This window comes from Novosphingobium sp., assembly GCF_049240505.1.
Taxonomy (GTDB): domain Bacteria; phylum Pseudomonadota; class Alphaproteobacteria; order Sphingomonadales; family Sphingomonadaceae; genus Novosphingobium.
Window position 1 is genome coordinate 17735 of sequence record NZ_JBMLSM010000104.1, and the last position, 17183, is coordinate 34917.

Here is a 17183-nt window from a genome sequence, read left to right on the forward strand (position 1 = left end):
ACATCGCGATTCCAAGGCTTTTGCCTGCCACTGTTTGCGGCAGGTTATGGTTACTGGTCCGATAAGGAATAGAAAAAATGCTACGGAATCATAACTAGTCCGCAAAATCCCGCATTTTCCCCTTTTCGCCCGCACACTCCCGCGTTAGTAATATGGCTCATCGGGACGAACTCCAGTCGCATCCACGGGGGATGAGTCGGCTTCGCGCGAAGGCGCGGGGCTGAATGAAGGAGTTTTGCGTCCGCGAGCGGGGTGTCCAGCGTGGCGGGAGGGCCGGTAAATCTGGTAGGACAAGGCTTTTCGCCACGTGGCGAAAAAGGCCGCTTCGTCCTGCCTGCCGACTTTCGCGCGGATATCCATGCTGCCTCATCGAATCAGCGCATCCTTTGCCTCGACAAGCATCCCCGCCTGCCTTGTCTGACCGGGTTCGGCCTGTCCCGCCTTGCTGACTTTGCTGTCGAGATTGACCGCGAGGAAGAGAAGAAGCTGCGCCTTGGCCTCGATTTCGACCGTGATATGGCCGAAGCGCAGGTTTACGGTTTTTACCGCGCCAGCTTCGATGAGAGCGGGCGCTTTGTCCTGCCCGATTACCTGTCCGAACTCGGTGAAGTTGAGGACGGCCTCTATTTTCACGGTGGCGGTCGCCAGATCACCATCTGGAATCCTCGCAAGCTGTTCGAACAGGGTGCGGGCTGGGAAGGCGCGCAGGCTGGTTGCCGCGCAAAGATGGCTGAAGCTGCAAAGGGGAAGCGCAAGTGACCGCTACCGTCTCTGCACCCCTGTCCGGCTCTGCACTCACGTCTGGCCCCGCCAAATCTCCTCATATTCCCGTTCTGCTCGATGAAGTCGTTGCCGCGCTCGATCCGAAGCCAGGTGATCTGATCATCGATGCCACCTTCGGCGCTGGTGGCTACACTCGCCGCCTGCTGGATGCGGGCGCGACCGTCCATGCTTTTGATCGTGATCCCGATGCGATCACGGCTGGACAGCTCTGGGGAGAAACCTGTGGAAAAGATCCGCGCCTGGTTCTCCATCCGCGCCGCTTTTCCGAACTGGCAGAAGGACTTGCGGATGCCGGAATCGCGGGCGTTCAGGGCGTGGTCTTCGATATCGGCGTCAGTTCCATGCAGCTTGATCAGGCCGCGCGCGGGTTTGCGTTTTCATCGGACGGGCCGTTAGACATGCGAATGTCACAGGACGGTCCAACAGCGGCGGATTTCCTGAATGAAGCAGACGAGGGGGAGATAGCAGACGTCCTCTATCGCTTTGGTGAAGAACGCCAATCGCGCCGGATCGCCCGCGCGATCGTTGCTGCCCGCCCGCTGACCACCACGGCCCAGTTCGCCAATGTCGTGCGCAAGGCGCTCGGCTATCGCCCCGACATGAAGGGGCCGAAAGCGCCCAAGGATCCGGCCACCCGCAGCTTTCAGGCCGTGCGCATCCATGTGAACGGCGAACTGGACGAACTGATGGAAGGTCTGGCCGCAGCGGAAAAGGTGCTGGTGCCGGGAGGGCGCATCGTGGTGGTGAGCTTCCACAGTCTTGAGGACCGCATCGTCAAGCAGTTCCTGCGCGAAGCTGCGGGCGCATTGCCTGCCGGATCACGCCACTTGCCGCAGCTTGCGGCAAAGCCCGTTGTTGTTTTCGAAAAGCCGTCCGGCGCTATCCGTCCAACAGCGGAAGAGGAGACGCGCAATCCGCGCGCCCGCTCCGCTACGCTGCGTTGGGCAGTGCGCACCACCGCGCCCGCGCGGGCTTTTGGTGGGAGGAGCGCAGCATGATTGCTTCGGCCAATCGCCTCCGCTCGGTCGGCTGGCTGGTGCTGCTGGGCTTGTGCTTTGCGCTGGTGCTGGTGCTGGCGTTCCGCGTCAATGCGCTGCGCAGCCAGATCCACCATGCCGAGGCGCGCATCGTCGCGCTCAAACAGGAAAAGCTCTATCTCGAGACCGAGTTTGAAACCCGTTCCAACCAGCAGCAGCTCAAAGTCTGGAACGATGTCGAGTTCGGTTATGCCGCGCCTGTTGCAGGGCAGTATCTTGAAGGCGAACGACAGCTTGCTGCATTGAGCGTTCCCGCCGTGCCGGATGCCCCCGCGCCCATCCGTGTGGCCAGCGTGGACGATAGCGTGATCGCATCGGCAGGCTTTCCTGCAATGGTGTCGCCGCTGTCGGGTAAGCAGCTTGACGATAAGCCTGCGGTTCGCACTGAAGCGAAAGTGACCAAGGTTGATCACGATGAGGCGGTCGAGACTCTGAACGAGCGCCTTGGCAAAGTCGTGGATTCGCGTCCGCGCAAGCCGGTGCGCAAGGAGACGGCTTCCGAGAAGGAAGTCTCCAAGAAAGCCGCGCCAAAGAAGATGGTCACGGCCAAGCCTGTCGCCAAGAAGCCTGAAAAGGGCGGCAAGGCCGTCGCAGTTGCGGATAAGTCCAAGGCGAAGGCCGCCAAGCCGGTCACGGCCTCTCGCACCACCAAGGGCAAGGAGGCTAAGGCAGCTACGTGAACGCACTTACTGCTTCAGCCGCCATTGCCTCCGGCCGCGTCAAGCTCGCCAATGTTCGCCAGCGCTCGCTGGTCGAGGCCAAGATGCGCGTGCTGATTGTCGCGTTCTTGTTCCTTTTCGCAGGCGTTGCCGCGTTTGTTCGCATCCTGCAACTCGGCTTTTTCGAGGATGCGCCGGAACGCCGTTCGCTGGCCGAGGCGCTGCTGCCGCCGCGCGGTGAGATTACGGATCGCAATGGCGTCCCGCTGGCACGCGCGTTCCCGGCCTATGCCTTGTGGTATAACCCCAAGGCGTTCGGGGCGAGCGGTCAGCCCCTCGTCAAATCGCCCGAGGAAGTTGCATCGGCGCTGATGCAGATTTTCCCCGACGCAGATTACAACGATCTTCTGCGCCGCCTGAAGTCCGACAAGCCCAGCTATCTGATCCGCCGGGTCATGCCCGAAGAGGCGAACCGCATTTTCGCGCTGGGTGAACCGGCGCTGGAGTTCCCGCGCGAAAACCAGCGTTATTATCCGCAAGGATCGCTCGGCGCGCACGTACTTGGCTATGTTGATGGTGAGGGTAAGGGCCACGTCGGCATGGAGCAGGTGCTGGAAAAGCAGTTGCTCGATCCGGCGCAGCGCGGGCAGCCCGTTTCGCTGTCGATTGATATGCGCGCGCAGGGTGCGCTTGAAGACGAACTTGGCCGGGGCATGATGGAAACCGAAGCCAAGGGCGCGGCAGGCGTCGTGCTCGACGTCGATACGGGCGAGATCGTCGCGCTTGCCTCGCTGCCTTCGTTCAATCCGAACCGTTCGGACATGGCCTACAACGATCTGGTGTTCAACAAGGTCACCAATCAGGTTTACGAACTGGGTTCCACATTCAAGCCATTGTCGGTTGCAGCGGCGATTGATGCCGGGGCCGTAACCGATCTTTCGGTCCGCTATCCCGCCAATCGTCCGCTCGAAATCGGCGGCTTTCGTATTCGTGACAGCCATACGCTTGGCGCATCGCTGAACGTGCCTGAAGCACTGATCCATTCATCGAACATCGTCACCGCGCAAGTGGCCGACAAGCTGGGTGGACCGGGCCTGAAAAAGACGATGGCGGCACTCGGCATGAACGAGCGCCCTTATATCGAACTGCCTGCGCGTGGTTTCCCGCTGTGGCCGCGCGGCCATGAAAAGACGGGTGAATGGGCGCGCATCACCACGATGACGGTCAGCTATGGCCACGGCATCGCGGTCACGCCGTTGCATCTGGCCGCAGCTTACGCGGCGATGGTCAACGGCGGGGTGTGGCGTCCGGCAACGTTGTTCAAGGTCGATCCGGCCAAGGCACCTGCCGGCCGCCGCGTGTTCAAGGCATCGACCAGCGCCCGGATGCGCCAGTTGTTGCGCATGATCGTGGTGGATGGCACTGGCAAGACGGCGAACGCACCTGGCTTTCGCGTTGGGGGCAAGACCGGCTCGGCTGAAAAGCCGGGCGGGAAAGGCGGTTATAACCGCACGTCGCTGGTCGCCACCTTCGCTGCCGCCTTCCCGATGGACAAGCCGCGCTATGTGGTGATCGCAATGCTTGACGAACCGAAGGGCACGGCGGCAACATCGTATCAGCGCACGGCGGCGTGGAATGCTGCGCCGATCGTCGGACGTGTGGTGCCGCGTATCGGACCGTTCCTTGGCGTGGTTCCCGATGATACGCGCGATATCGATATCTCCGATCTTTCTCCGCTGGTCGGCAAGGGAGGCGGTGAATGAAGCTCGCCACCATTCTTGAAAAGACGGGCCTGCCGGTTTCCGGTGTTGATGCCAATGTAACGGGCTTTGCCATCGATCACCGAAAGGTCGCTCCCGGCACGGTGTTCGGTGCGTTTCCGGGCGCGCGTTTCAATGGCGAGGATTTCATTGCCGATGCGGTGAAGGCAGGCGCGGTGGCGGTTGTTGCCCGTCCTGAAGCGCGTGTGGAAGGTGCGGTTCATGTTGCTGCGGCAGAACCGCGTCAGGCCTTTGCCGCGCTGGCTGCGCAGTTCTTCCAGCCCGTGCCCGAAACCGTGGTGGCAGTGACGGGCACCAACGGCAAGACCTCCACGGTGGAAATGACGCGCCAGATCTGGCGCATGGCCGGGCGCTCCGCCGCATCGATCGGCACACTGGGCGTGACGACGGCAGACGAAAGCGTTTCGACCGGGCTGACCACGCCCGACATCGTGACGTTCCTTTCGAACATGACCGGTCTTGCGCGCGAAGGTGTGACGCACGTCGCCTATGAAGCGTCGAGCCACGGCCTGTCGCAATTCCGCAACGAAGGCCTGCGCGTTGTTGCAGGCGCTTTCACCAACCTCAGTCGCGATCACCTCGATTATCATGCGACGATGGAGGATTATTTCGCGGCCAAGATGCGCCTGTTCGATCACGTCGTGGCCGATGGCGGCACGGCGGTCGTCTGGATGGATGACGAATGGTCGGAACGCGCTGTGGCTCACGCGCGGGCACGGGGACTGGAACTGTTTTCCGTCGGTGGCAGTGGCTCGTCGATCCGTTTGGTTGGCCGCACGCCGACCCAGCTTGGTCAGACGCTGGAAATCGAATGGCAGGGCAAAGCACGCAAGATCGCGTTGCCACTGATCGGGGCCTATCAGGCCGCCAACGCACTGGTTTCGGCAGGCCTCGCCATTGCTTCGGGAAGCGATGCCGAACAGGTGTTCGATGCGCTAACCCGGCTGCAGCCGGTGCGCGGGCGGCTTGAGCGCGCGGCAATCAACCGCGCCGGTGCGCCTGTCTATATTGACTATGCACACACGCCCGACGCGATTGAGGCTGCGATTGCGGCGCTGCGTCCGCACGTCAACGGGCGGTTGATCACCGTGTTCGGTGCGGGTGGAGATCGGGACGGGGGTAAGCGGCCGGAGATGGGCCGCGCGGCCTGTGCCGGGTCCGACGTGGTAATTATCACGGATGACAATCCGCGCGGCGAAGATCCTGCTGAAATTCGTGCCGCCGTGTTGGGCGGCTGTGATGACAAGGCGCGTGAGATCGGGGATCGCCGTGCTGCCATCGCCGCTGCAATTGCCGAGGCAGGGCGCGACGATATCGTGCTGGTTGCAGGCAAGGGCCACGAACAGGGCCAGATCGTGGGGAGGGGAGAAGCCACCCGCGTGCTGCCGTTTGACGACGTTCAGGTCGCCAGGGAGTGTACGACATGACCGCTCATCCTGCTCTGATTGATTGGCCCGAAGACCCGTCCGATGCGGCGGGTCTTGCGCTGTGGACGAGCCATGAAATCGCGCGCGCAACCGGCGGCCGTGCCAGTGCGCAGTTCGCGATTTCAGGCGTTGAAATCGATAGCCGTGAAGTGGTTGAAGGCGATCTGTTTTTCGCCCTGAAAGGCGAAAGTTCGGACGGTCATCGCTATCTGGAAGGCGCTTCCGGGCGTGGTGCGGCTGGCGCTGTGGTCGAACACGGCACTTTCGGCCCGCATGTCATTGTGCCCGATACGATGGCTGCCCTGGAAGCGTTGGGTCGCCACGCGCGTGCCCGTGTCGATGCCGGGATCATCGGGGTGACCGGCTCGGCGGGTAAGACCGGGGTCAAGGAAGCGCTCTATGCCGCGCTTGACCGTGCCAGCAGAGGGCGAGCACATCGTTCGGTCAAGAGTTACAACAATCACGTTGGCGTTCCGCTCAGCCTGGCGCGGATGCCTGCGTCCACCCGCTTCGGTGTATTCGAGATGGGCATGAACCATGTGGGCGAACTGGCGGCACTGACCCGCATGGTCCGTCCGCATGTGGCCATCGTCACGACAATCGCGCCTGCCCACATCGGCCACTTTTCCGGCGAGGAAGCCATTGCCGACGCCAAGGGCGAAATCTTCGAAGGTCTTGAACCGGGCGGTGTGGCGATCATCCCGGCGGACAGCCCCCATTTTGAACGGCTGCGGACAAAGGCGGCGCAGCACGCCGGGCGCGTGGTCGCTTTCGGGCACAATGCCGATGCGGATGTGCGATTGCTGGATGCCGTGCCCGCATCAGGCGGGGGCACGCTGGTGACCGCCGATCTGGGCGGGCGCAAGGTGTGCTACACGATTGCACAGCCGGGCGAGCATTGGGTCACCAATTCGCTGGCGATCATGGCGGCGGTCGAGGCAATCGGCGGTGATCTGGGAGCGGCGGGCCTTGCCCTCGCCGAGATGGAAGGGCTGGCGGGGCGCGGTGCGCGCCATATCATTCCGGCCAGCGGCGGTGATGGTTCGGGAAAGGCGCTGCTGATTGACGAAAGCTATAACGCCAATCCAGCATCGATGGCGGTAACCCTGTGCCAGCTTGGCCAGACTCCGGCCAAACGCCGCGTCGCCATCCTTGGCGCAATGCGCGAACTTGGAGCCGAAGAGGCACGTTACCACGCCGAACTTGCCGTTCCGGTGGCTGAGGGCAAGGTGGACAGGCTGATTCTGGTAGGAGCCGAAATGGCGGCACTTGCCGATGCCTTGGGGAAAAGCGGCTCTGCCTCGCTTGCCGGTCGAATCGATGTGGCGCATGTGCAGACAGCGGCCGACGCGGCGGAATGTCTTGCGGCCGATGGCGTGCGCGGGGGTGATGCCCTGCTCGTCAAAGGGTCGAATTCGGTGGGACTGGGCGCGATCGTGCGTTCGCTTACCGCCAGGGAACAGTGAATGCTTTACCAGCTGGCCGAATGGCTGAACTTTGAAGGCTTCAGCAACCTCGTCCGTTACCAGACGTTTCGAGCGGGGATCACGCTGCTGACCGCGCTGGTCATCGGCCTGATCATCGGGCCACGCTTCATCAACATGCTGCGTGTGCGTCAGGGCAAGGGCCAGCCGATCCGTGAGGACGGGCCGCAATCGCACCTTGCCAAGCGCGGCACGCCGACGATGGGCGGGTTGATGATCGTCACATCGCTGCTGCTGTCGCTACTGCTGTGGATGGATGTAACCAGTCGGCATCTGTGGGCCTGCATCGTCGTTACATTGGGCTTCGGTCTGATCGGTTTCCTTGACGATTACGACAAGGTTACCAAGTACGCGCACAAGGGCGTTCCGGCCAAAGTACGTCTTGCTGGCGAATTTGTGGTCGCCGCAGTGGCCGCATGGCTCGCCGTGGGCGAGACCAACCTTTACGTGCCGCTGTTCAGCAACCTCTATGTGCCGCTTGGGCCGTTCTATTACCTCTTCGCGATCTTCGTGATTGTGGGGGCGGGCAATGCCGTGAACCTGACCGACGGGCTTGACGGACTGGCGATCATGCCGGTGATCATCGCGGCAGGCACATTTGCGATCATTGCCTACCTTGCGGGCCGCGTGGACTATTCCTCATACCTTGGCATTCCGCATGTGAAGGGAGCGGGTGAACTCGCCATTTTCTGTGCAGCGATGATGGGGGCGGGGCTTGCTTTCCTGTGGTTCAACGCACCTCCCGCTGCTGTATTCATGGGTGATACCGGCAGCCTTGCGCTGGGTGGCGCGCTGGGCGTTATCGCGGTTGCCGCGCATCACGAGATCGTCCTTGCGATTGTCGGCGGTCTGTTTGTGATGGAAGCCGTTTCGGTGATCGTGCAGGTTGCCGTCTACAAGCGCACCGGCAAGCGGGTGTTCCGCATGGCACCGATTCACCACCACTTCGAACAGCTCGGCTGGAAGGAATCGACCGTCGTGATCCGCTTCTGGATCGTGTCGATCGTGCTGGCGCTGATCGGCCTCGCAACGCTGAAGGTGCGATGATCGTCTCGCCCGCCTTTGCGGACAAGCGGTTTGCGGTTCTCGGCCTTGCCCGTTCGGGTCAGGCGAGCGTCGAGGCGCTGCTGGCAGGCGGGGCGGAGGTCACCGTGTGGGACAGCCGCGAGGAACCGCGCGCTGCCTATGAAGGGCGCTGCCAGATCGCCGATCCGCTCGGCATCGACCTGACAGGGTTTGCCGGTGTGGTCGTCAGCCCCGGCGTTCCGCTCAACCGGCATCCGATTGCGGCGCATGCGGCGTCGTTCGGTGTGCCGGTGATTGGCGATATCGAACTGTTTGCGCAGGCTCGCGCCGATCTTCCAGAACATCGCGTGGTCGGGATTACCGGCACCAATGGTAAATCGACCACGACCATGCTGGTGCATCATATCTGCAAATCGGCGGGGCTGCAGGCGCGGCTCGGTGGCAATATCGGATTGCCGATTCTGGGGCAGGAGCCTCTGCTTGAAGGCGGTGTCTATGTGCTTGAACTGTCGAGCTACCAGATCGACCTGACACAGGGCCTGGATTGTGATGTAGCGGCGCTGATCAATCTCAGCCCGGACCATCTTGATCGCTATGATGGCTTTGCGGGTTACGCTGCTGCCAAGGCCCGTCTGTTCCAGATGCAAAGCCCAAGCAACCATGCGGTGTTCGGCTGTGGTGACGAGCATACGCTGGTCATTGCGCATCAGGCATCTGCAAGGCACGCCGCAGGTTACGTCCACGTGGTGCAGCCTGAATTGCTGGAAGGGCAAAACGCCTGGCCATCGCTGCAGGGGCCGCACAATTTGCAGAATGCGGCAATTGCGGTCGAAATCGCGCGGCAACTGGGCATTGCTGAAGACGTGTGGCGTCCTGCGTTGGCCAGTTTTGTCGGGTTGCCCCACCGCATGGAACGCGTTGCTCAAGCGAATGGCGTACTGTTCGTGAACGACAGCAAGGCAACGAACGCCGCCTCCACTGCGCCAGCACTCGGCGCCTATCCGCGCATCCACTGGATTCTGGGCGGATTGCCCAAGAGCGACAATCTTGACGAATGTGCACCCTATTTCGGCAATGTCGTTGCGGCCTATACCATTGGCGAAGCCGGGCCGATGTTTGCCAATATTCTTGAACCGGTCATGCCCGTAACGCGCAGCGAAATGATGTGCGATGCAGTGCGGCAGGCTATGGAAGCGGCGCAGCCAGGTGATGTCGTCATGCTTTCGCCCGCCTGCGCGAGCTTCGATCAGTTCCGCGATTTCGAAGCGCGGGGCGACAGTTTCCGACAGATCGTGGAAGCGCTGATCGAGGATCGTGACTCTCCTTGTCCGCCGGGCACCGGAGCATGAGTACCGCGCCCACGCCAACCCGTCTTGTCACCACGACCACGCCCGATGGTGGCGTGCGCGTGGTGGGACATGGCGCGCGGTTCCGGCGCAGCCGTCGCAGCGAACTGCTGATCTGGTGGCGTGAGATTGATCGCGTTCTGCTCACGCTGATCCTGTCGCTGGTGGTCATCGGTTGTATTGCCGTAGCGGCATCTTCGCCCGCCAGCGCGCATCGCTTGTCTACAGCCAAGAAGGCGTTGGGCGATCTCTACTTCTTCTGGATTCATCTCCGCTGGGTCGCTGTGGGCATGGTGGCGATGTTCTTCGCGTCGGTCTTGCCCAAGGAGGCGGCGCGGCGCGGGGCGATCCTGCTTGCAGCGGCAATGGTGGTGGGACTGTTCCTGGTGCCGCTTGTCGGTAGTGAAGTTAAGGGCGCGCGGCGCTGGCTGTGGCTCGGCTTCAGCTTGCAACCGTCGGAGTTTCTCAAGCCCGGCTTTGCCATAGCAATGGCGTGGGTGCTGTCATGGCGCGTGCGTGATCCCAACCTGCCGGTCATTCCGATTACGGTGGCCATGATGGGACTGGTGGCCGCATTGTTGATGGCGCAGCCGGATTTCGGATCGACCGTGCTGTTCGGCGGGGTGTGGTTCGTGCTCGTGCTGCTTTCGGGCCTGTCGTTCAACAAGATCCTCTGGTCGATGGGGGCAGGCGTGTTGGGGCTGATCGCCGCCTATCTTTTCTACCCCAACGCAACGCACCGCATCGACAGCTTCCTGTCGGGCGGCAGTGAATTCGATCAGGTCGACTTGGCGATGCGCACGCTGACGAATGGCGGGTGGAGCGGAACCGGTCTGTGGCTGGGCAGCCGCAAGAATGCACTGCCCGAGGCGCATACCGACTATATCTTTTCGGTGATCGGTGAGGAATTCGGGCTGATTGCCTGCGCAATCATCGTGCTGATCTATTGTGCTATCGCGCTGCGCGTGCTGATGCGCCTGCTTGACGAGGACGATCTGTTCACCATCCTCGCCGCTGCGGGGCTGACCGCGCAGCTGGTCGGGCAAGCGTTCATCAACATCCTTGTGAACCTGCAACTCTTCCCATCGAAAGGCATGACCTTGCCGTTGATCAGCTATGGTGGATCGTCGACCATTGCACTTCTCCTTGGCGTGGGGCTGCTGCTCGCGATCACGCGGCGCAACCCCTATCTCTCGCGCGAAAAGTTCGACGTGACCGATCTGGTGCGCAAATGACGGTTGTTTCCAGGCACTACGTGCTGGCAGCCGGGGGAACTGGCGGGCACCTTATTCCCGCATTCGCTCTTGCGGACGAACTGGTAAAGCGCGGGCACCACGTTGCGTTGGTGACGGACGAACGCGGCGCGAAGATTCCGGGCAAACCGGATTTCCTGCCAGCGCACGTACTTCCTGCAGGGCGCTTGGCGAAAAATCCGGTGGCGCTGTTCAAGGGGTTGCGCGCGATCTGGCAAGGTCGCGCAATGGCGCTGCGGTTGTTCGAAAGCTTCCAGCCTTCCTGCGTGATCGGCTTCGGTGGCTATCCCGCGCTGCCAGCGCTGCTCGCGGCGCGGGCGGCCAAGGTTCCGACTGTGATCCATGAACAGAACGCGGTGCTGGGTCGGGTGAACCGCTATCTTGCAGGCCGCGTCGATGCCATCGCGACCGCTTATGCCGAGATCGACCGGCTCGATCCGAAATTGTGGGGCAAGGTTCATCGCGTCGGCAATCCGGTGCGGCCCGAAGTGCTGGCGCTGCGGGGTGAGGCATTCCCGGAATTTACCGATGACAGCCTTTTCCGGGTGCTGGTGACTGGCGGCAGTCAGGGGGCTTCGATCCTGTCCGAAGTCGTGCCCGACGGTCTCGCCATGCTGCCACCTGCGCTACGCCATCGTTTGCAAGTGACGCAGCAGTGCCGCCCCGAAGACCTTGAGGCGGTGCGCGCGCGCTATGCTGCCCATGAAATTCCGGCTGAACTGGGCACCTATTTCGAGGATATGCAGACCCGGCTTGCAGGCGCACACCTGTTCATCGGGCGCGCAGGGGCTTCGACCATCGCGGAACTCACTGCCGTGGGCCGTCCCGCCATCCTGATCCCGCTGCCGATTGCGACGGATGATCACCAGGCCGCCAACACGCGCGAGATGGTGGCGGCAGGCGGCGCACGCGCGATCCGTCAGTCGGGCTTCACGCCCAAGGAACTTGCCAAGCAGATTCAGGTCATGGCCCAACATCCCCAAACCCTTGCCAATGCCGCCCATGCCGCCTGGAACTGCGGCTTGCCCAACGCCGTCAGCGACCTTGCCGATCTGGTCGAAAGCTTTGGCGGAGAGCCGATCATGGACGTGATCCGTGTGGATACGCGCAGCAGTGCCGCTGCCGGGCAGGAGCAACTGGCATGATCCTTCGACAAGCTCAGGACGAGCGGACTTGCGCTGTTAACCCAACCCCGCTCGTGCTGAGCTTGTCGAAGCACGCTTGCGCAACGAGAGATGCGAAGTGAAGGGCGTCGGGACAGAAATCGGTACGATCCACTTTGTCGGCATCGGCGGCATCGGCATGTCGGGCATTGCCGAAGTCATGCACAACATGGGCTATGCGGTGCAGGGATCGGACATGGCGGAAAGCTATGTCGTTGATGGTCTGCGCCAACGCGGCATCAAGGTGATGATCGGGCAAGCCGCGCAGAACGTCGATGGCGTGGCGGTGGTCGTCACCTCTACCGCTGTGAAGCGTGACAATCCCGAGGTTGTCGCTGCACTGGAAAATCGCATTCCCGTGGTGCGCCGGGCCGAAATGCTGGCCGAACTTATGCGGCTGAAGAATACCGTGGCTGTGGCTGGCACGCACGGCAAAACGACAACAACGTCGATGATCGCCTGTCTCCTCGACGCTGGCGGGGTGGACCCCACGGTGATCAACGGCGGTATTATCAATTCCTATGGCTCTAACGCACGGTTGGGCGACAGCAATTGGATGGTGGTCGAAGCTGATGAGAGCGACGGTTCGTTCCTGCGACTGGACGGCACGCTGGCGGTGGTCACCAACATCGATCCCGAGCATCTCGATCATTACGGCAGCTTTGATCGGGTGAAGTCCGCCTTTGTCGAATTTATCGAGAACGTGCCGTTTTATGGCGCGGCAATGCTGTGCATTGATCACCCGGAAGTGCAGGCGATCATCCCCAAGGTGCGCGATCGCCGTGTTGTGACTTATGGCTTTTCGGCGCAGGCCGATGTGCGCGGCGAAGCGGTTACGCCAATTCCCGGCGGCAATCGCTTCAATGCCATGTTGCGGCAACGCGATGGCTCTTTCCGCACCATTGAAGGCATCGAATTGCCGATGCCCGGCCGTCACAACGTGCAGAACGCGCTGGCTGCCGTTGCCGTAGCGGTGGAAATGGGCGTCTCGGATGATCTTATCCGGGGGGGCTTCGGCAAGTTCGGCGGCGTGAAGCGTCGCTTCACCAAGGTGGGCGAAGTGGACGGCGTGACGGTGATCGACGATTACGGGCATCACCCGGTCGAGATTCGCGCCGTGCTGGCTGCAGCGCGCGAAGGCGTGCAAGGCCGTGTCATCGCCGTGGTTCAGCCGCATCGCTTTACGCGACTGCGCGATCATATGGAGGATTTCCAAGGCGCGTTTAACGATGCCGATGTGGTCTATGCCGCGCCAGTCTATCCCGCCGGCGAACAGCCGATCGAGGGCATCGACAGCGCGGTGATGGTCGAAGGCATCAAGGCGCGTGGCCATCGCAGCGCACATCTGACGGCGGGTGCCAGTGCATTGGCAAAGGAACTCGCTGCCACCGCACAGGCCGGAGATATGGTCGTCTGCCTCGGCGCTGGTGATATTACCAAGTGGGCGGCGGGCCTGGCCGATGCGATTGCGACCGAGAGGGGGCAAGGGTGACAACCATTGCTCTGCCGCAAGTGCGTGGCAAGCTGACCGCCAATGCGCCGCTTGCCCCATTGGTCTGGTTCAAGTCTGGCGGCACGGCTGACTGGCTGTTCGAACCCAAAGACGTTGCTGATCTTCAGGATTTTCTTGCAGGTCTTGCACCAGACGTTCCGGTGATCGCGCTCGGCCTTGGTTCCAACCTGATCGTGCGCGATGGCGGCGTCCCGGGTGTTGTCATCCGGCTTGGCAAAGCCTTTGCCAAGGTCGAAAAAACGGATGCGGTCACACTCAACTGCGGCGGTGGCGCCAGCGGCATCCTCGTGTCATCGACGGCGCGTGATGAGGGCATTGCAGGGCTGGAATTCCTGCGGTCGATCCCCGGTACAGTCGGAGGCTTCGTGCGCATGAACGGCGGCGCCTATGGCCGCGAGGTGAAGGACGTGCTGATCGATTGTGATGTTGTGATCCGATCGGGCGAGATTGCGACCCTGCCATTGAGCGAACTCGGTTACACTTATCGCCACTCGGACCTCACCGATGGTTGTGTGGTGGTTGCCGCGCGCTTTCGGGGTGAGCGGGGCGATCCGCAGGCGATCCAGGCCGAAATGGACCGCATCAGCGCTGCACGCGAAGCTTCGCAGCCGTTGCGCTCCAAGACCGGAGGGTCAACGTTCAAAAATCCCGATGGCGGCAAGGCATGGGAGTTGGTCGACAAAGCTGGTTGTCGCGGGCTTCAGATCGGCGGTGCCCAAGTCAGCGAAAAGCATACCAACTTTCTCATCAACACCGGCACCGCCACCAGCACCGATATCGAGGAACTGGGCGAGGAAGTTCGGCGCCGTGTCAAGGACAGCGCAGGCGTGGACCTTGAATGGGAAATCAAAAGGATCGGTCGCAAGTGACTTTGCCCAAACTTCATGTTGCCGTCTTGATGGGCGGCTGGTCAAGCGAACGCCCGGTGAGCCTGATGTCCGGCGAGGGCGTGGCAAAGGCGCTTGAGTCCAAGGGCCATCAGGTGACCCGCATCGACATGGACCGCGATGTTGCTCTGCGTCTTGCAGACGCGAAGCCCGATGTCGTATTCAACGCGCTTCACGGAACGCCGGGCGAAGATGGTTCGATTCAGGGCCTGATGGACATCATGGGCTTGACTTACACCCATTCGGGCCTCGCCACCTCGGTCATCGCGATCGACAAGGAACTGACGAAGCAAGCGCTTGTCCCCCACGGCATTCCGATGCCGGGCGGACGGATCGTGCGCACGGATGAGCTATACAAGAACGATCCTCTGCCGCGCCCTTATGTGTTGAAGCCCGTGAACGAAGGTTCGTCGGTCGGCGTGGCTATCGTCATGGCAGACGGCAACTATGGAAATCCGATCAGCGCCGACAGCAAGGGGCCGTGGCAGGAATTCGACGAACTGCTGGCCGAACCCTTCATTCGTGGGCGCGAATTGACCACTGCAGTCATTGGTGACCGCGCGTTGCTGGTTACCGAGTTGCGGCCGAAATCCGGCTTCTATGATTTCGATGCCAAGTACACCGATGGCATGACCGACCATATCTGCCCCGCGGAAATCCCGGACGAAATCACCGAAGCGTGCAAGCAGATCGCCCTGCGCGCGCACCAGTTGCTGGGTTGCAAGGGCACCAGCCGTTCGGACTTCCGTTGGGATGACGAACAGGGCGTCGAAGGTCTGTTCCTGCTCGAAGTGAACACGCAGCCGGGCATGACACCGCTCAGCCTTGTTCCCGAACAGGCGCGTGCCTTGGGTATGGATTATCCCGATCTGGTCGAGGCGATCATCGCTGAGGCGCTTCAGGACGCAGGAAAGGTCTGACACGATGGCGCAGACGATCAAGCGTGGTGGAAAGGGCGTGCGGCGCGCTGCGGCTGCCCGCACGACCCAGCGCAAGGTCCAGACTGCGCGCAAGCAGACCGGTTCGCTGTTCGACAGCGTGATGGCATGGATGCCGTTCAGCGAGGAAACGCTGCATCGGATCGTCATGGCGCTGATCCTTGCCGTGGCGGCGGCCATCGTGTGGACCGTTGCAGTGATGGCGGGAATTCCTGCGCTGGCTTCGGAACAGGCCGCGCTGATCGCATCGGATGCCGGGTTCAAGGTCAGCCATCTTGAAGTGCGCGGCGTTAACCGCATGAACGAGCAGAAGATCTATGAGAAGATCCTCGGCCAGAATGACCGGGCGATGACAACGCTCGATCTTGCTGCTCTGCGTGAAGAACTGAACGGTATTTCGTGGGTCAAGGATGCGCGCGTTTCGCGCAAGCTGCCCGATACGCTGGTGATCGATATCGTCGAACGCAGCCCGCACGCGGTTCTGCGCAAGCCCGATCGGCTGATGCTGATCGACGATACCGGCGCCGAACTGGAAACGGTCAAGCCGGATCGTGCCAAGGGCATGTTGGTGCTGACCGGGTTGGGTGTGGGCAAGCGAGTGCCGGATCTTTCGCATTTGCTTGACGCTGCGCCTGCACTGAAACCCCAAGTTGCGGAAGCCGAATGGGTGGGCAATCGCCGCTGGAACCTGACGTTCAAGACCGGACAGGTGCTCGCGCTGCCTGAAGGGGATGAGAAGTCAGCAGGCGCGCTGCTCAGCTTTGCCCGTATGGATGGCGTCAATCGCCTGCTTGGCGGGAAGGTTGCCGCGTTCGACATGCGAGCGGGTGATCGCATATACATGCGCGTGCCTGGCCATGCCGAGGAGCAGGCCGAAGCCAAGCGTGCGGCTGCTGCCGCCAAGGCGGAAGCCAGGCGCATTGCCGCTGCCGCCCGCGCGGACGAGGGTTGATCGCCTGCAATGGCCACTCCGCGCATCACCAAGGTTTTTGCCGCCGTCAACATCGGCTCGTTCCGGGTTTCCGCTATGATCGCGGGGCTTTCGGAGACGGGTGAAATGGTCGTGCTCGGGTCCGGTCATCGTGCCGCGCAAGGGATCAAGCGCGGCTATGTAACCGATATGCAGGCCGCCACGCATTCGGTGCGCGATGCCATCGAACGTGCCGAGAAAATGGCCAATATCGGTATCCAGAAGGTGTGGATCGGCTGTTCCGGCGCAGGGCTTGCCAGCACCACCGCCAAGGTCGAGGTTGATATCGGCGGTCGTCGCATCGAACAGGATGATATCGAACACTTGCTGGTCGCCGGGCGTGAAGTGATCGAACCCGATGGCCGGACTGTGCTGCACGCCCAGCCTGCGCACTATACGCTGGATGGCGCGCATGGCGTGCCCAATCCCAAAGGCCTTCATGCAGAGCGGTTGGCCGTGGATATCCACGTCATGCTGGCCGATGGTGCGCCGGTGCGAAACTTGCGCGAAGCGGTGCAGAACGCGCATCTCGATGTGGAAACGGTCGTCGGTTCTCCCATCGCTGCCGGTCACGCCTGCCTTACCCCCGAGGAGCGCGAACTCGGCGTGGCACTCGTGGAATTCGGCGCGGAAGTGACGACCGTTTCGGTCTATGCTGCGGGCATGTTGCTGGGGATGCAGGTGATCCAGTACGGTTCGGGTGACATTACCGACGCCATCGCTTCGGCCTTTGGCATCCGCCGCTATCAGGCCGAACGCCTGAAATGCATGTCCGGGTCAGCTATCGCCAGCCCGGCTGACCATCGCGAGATGATACCGGTGAATGCACCGGGTGACCCCGAAGGCGGGCCTGTCGCCCGCCATGCTGACGACAAGAACCGGATTCCGCGGGCCGAACTGATCTCGGTGATCACGC

At 62.0% G+C, this 17183-nt stretch carries 15 protein-coding genes; all 15 read left to right on the plus strand.

The genetic code is table 11. From position 1 onward, the window contains the following. Positions 1-252 precede the first annotated feature (252 nt). A complete protein-coding gene (locus ACOVQ0_RS08915; protein WP_421883105.1) occupies positions 253-759 on the plus strand; it encodes a division/cell wall cluster transcriptional repressor MraZ in 507 nt (168 codons plus the stop codon). Positions 760-779: 20 nt separating this feature from the next. Then, positions 780-1781 (plus strand): 16S rRNA (cytosine(1402)-N(4))-methyltransferase RsmH, encoded by a 1002-nt coding sequence (gene rsmH / locus ACOVQ0_RS08920; RefSeq protein ID WP_421883146.1) that lies wholly within the window; start codon positions 780-782, stop codon positions 1779-1781. Then, positions 1778-2500: a hypothetical protein gene (locus ACOVQ0_RS08925; RefSeq protein WP_421883108.1), complete on the plus strand. Its 723-nt coding sequence runs from the start codon at positions 1778-1780 to the stop codon at positions 2498-2500. Before rsmH ends, ACOVQ0_RS08925 begins: the two co-directional genes overlap by 4 nt. Further along, on the plus strand, positions 2497-4242 hold the full coding sequence (locus tag ACOVQ0_RS08930) for a peptidoglycan D,D-transpeptidase FtsI family protein (protein WP_421883111.1): 1746 nt from the start codon (positions 2497-2499) through the stop codon (positions 4240-4242). The genes ACOVQ0_RS08925 and ACOVQ0_RS08930 overlap by 4 nt, the downstream gene beginning before the upstream one ends. Continuing rightward, positions 4239-5687, plus strand: a complete 1449-nt coding sequence (locus ACOVQ0_RS08935) for a UDP-N-acetylmuramoyl-L-alanyl-D-glutamate--2,6-diaminopimelate ligase (RefSeq protein ID WP_421883114.1) — start codon at positions 4239-4241, stop codon at positions 5685-5687. Before ACOVQ0_RS08930 ends, ACOVQ0_RS08935 begins: the two co-directional genes overlap by 4 nt. Further along, positions 5684-7153 carry a UDP-N-acetylmuramoyl-tripeptide--D-alanyl-D-alanine ligase gene (locus ACOVQ0_RS08940; protein ID WP_421883117.1) on the plus strand — a complete coding sequence of 490 codons (1470 nt, stop codon included), beginning with the start codon at positions 5684-5686 and terminating at the stop codon, positions 7151-7153. The genes ACOVQ0_RS08935 and ACOVQ0_RS08940 overlap by 4 nt, the downstream gene beginning before the upstream one ends. Beyond that, positions 7154-8218: a phospho-N-acetylmuramoyl-pentapeptide-transferase gene (gene mraY / locus ACOVQ0_RS08945; RefSeq protein WP_421883120.1), complete on the plus strand. Its 1065-nt coding sequence runs from the start codon at positions 7154-7156 to the stop codon at positions 8216-8218. Next, a complete protein-coding gene (murD, locus tag ACOVQ0_RS08950; protein WP_421883123.1) occupies positions 8215-9546 on the plus strand; it encodes a UDP-N-acetylmuramoyl-L-alanine--D-glutamate ligase in 1332 nt (443 codons plus the stop codon). Before mraY ends, murD begins: the two co-directional genes overlap by 4 nt. Continuing rightward, positions 9543-10778: an FtsW/RodA/SpoVE family cell cycle protein gene (locus ACOVQ0_RS08955; RefSeq protein WP_421883126.1), complete on the plus strand. Its 1236-nt coding sequence runs from the start codon at positions 9543-9545 to the stop codon at positions 10776-10778. Before murD ends, ACOVQ0_RS08955 begins: the two co-directional genes overlap by 4 nt. Next, positions 10775-11941: an undecaprenyldiphospho-muramoylpentapeptide beta-N-acetylglucosaminyltransferase gene (gene murG / locus ACOVQ0_RS08960; RefSeq protein ID WP_421883130.1), complete on the plus strand. Its 1167-nt coding sequence runs from the start codon at positions 10775-10777 to the stop codon at positions 11939-11941. Before ACOVQ0_RS08955 ends, murG begins: the two co-directional genes overlap by 4 nt. A 97-nt stretch (positions 11942-12038) precedes the next feature. Further along, positions 12039-13451 (plus strand): UDP-N-acetylmuramate--L-alanine ligase, encoded by a 1413-nt coding sequence (gene murC / locus ACOVQ0_RS08965; RefSeq protein ID WP_421883133.1) that lies wholly within the window; start codon positions 12039-12041, stop codon positions 13449-13451. After that, positions 13448-14341 (plus strand): UDP-N-acetylmuramate dehydrogenase, encoded by an 894-nt coding sequence (murB, locus tag ACOVQ0_RS08970; protein WP_421883136.1) that lies wholly within the window; start codon positions 13448-13450, stop codon positions 14339-14341. The genes murC and murB overlap by 4 nt, the downstream gene beginning before the upstream one ends. Then, positions 14338-15279 carry a D-alanine--D-alanine ligase gene (locus ACOVQ0_RS08975; protein WP_421883139.1) on the plus strand — a complete coding sequence of 314 codons (942 nt, stop codon included), beginning with the start codon at positions 14338-14340 and terminating at the stop codon, positions 15277-15279. The genes murB and ACOVQ0_RS08975 overlap by 4 nt, the downstream gene beginning before the upstream one ends. A gap of 4 nt (positions 15280-15283) precedes the next feature. Next, complete coding sequence (locus tag ACOVQ0_RS08980; RefSeq protein WP_421883141.1) at positions 15284-16249, plus strand: cell division protein FtsQ/DivIB; 966 nt, start codon at positions 15284-15286, stop codon at positions 16247-16249. A 9-nt stretch (positions 16250-16258) separates the two neighbouring features. Beyond that, positions 16259-17183 (plus strand): cell division protein FtsA (gene ftsA, locus ACOVQ0_RS08985; RefSeq protein WP_421883143.1); only part of this gene is annotated, 925 nt, incomplete at its 3' end.

What these genes read in the sequence shown, in the direction of transcription:
- ACOVQ0_RS08925 (WP_421883108.1), top strand. Translation starts at nt 1,778, where the DNA reads ATGATTGCTTCGGCCAATCGCCTCCGCTCGGTCGGCTGGCTGGTGCTG.
- ACOVQ0_RS08935 (WP_421883114.1), top strand. Translation starts at nt 4,239, where the DNA reads ATGAAGCTCGCCACCATTCTTGAAAAGACGGGCCTGCCGGTTTCCGGT.
- ACOVQ0_RS08940 (WP_421883117.1), top strand. Translation starts at nt 5,684, where the DNA reads ATGACCGCTCATCCTGCTCTGATTGATTGGCCCGAAGACCCGTCCGAT.
- mraY (WP_421883120.1), top strand. Translation starts at nt 7,154, where the DNA reads ATGCTTTACCAGCTGGCCGAATGGCTGAACTTTGAAGGCTTCAGCAAC.
- murD (WP_421883123.1), top strand. Translation starts at nt 8,215, where the DNA reads ATGATCGTCTCGCCCGCCTTTGCGGACAAGCGGTTTGCGGTTCTCGGC.
- ACOVQ0_RS08955 (WP_421883126.1), top strand. Translation starts at nt 9,543, where the DNA reads ATGAGTACCGCGCCCACGCCAACCCGTCTTGTCACCACGACCACGCCC.
- murG (WP_421883130.1), top strand. Translation starts at nt 10,775, where the DNA reads ATGACGGTTGTTTCCAGGCACTACGTGCTGGCAGCCGGGGGAACTGGC.
- ACOVQ0_RS08980 (WP_421883141.1), top strand. Translation starts at nt 15,284, where the DNA reads ATGGCGCAGACGATCAAGCGTGGTGGAAAGGGCGTGCGGCGCGCTGCG.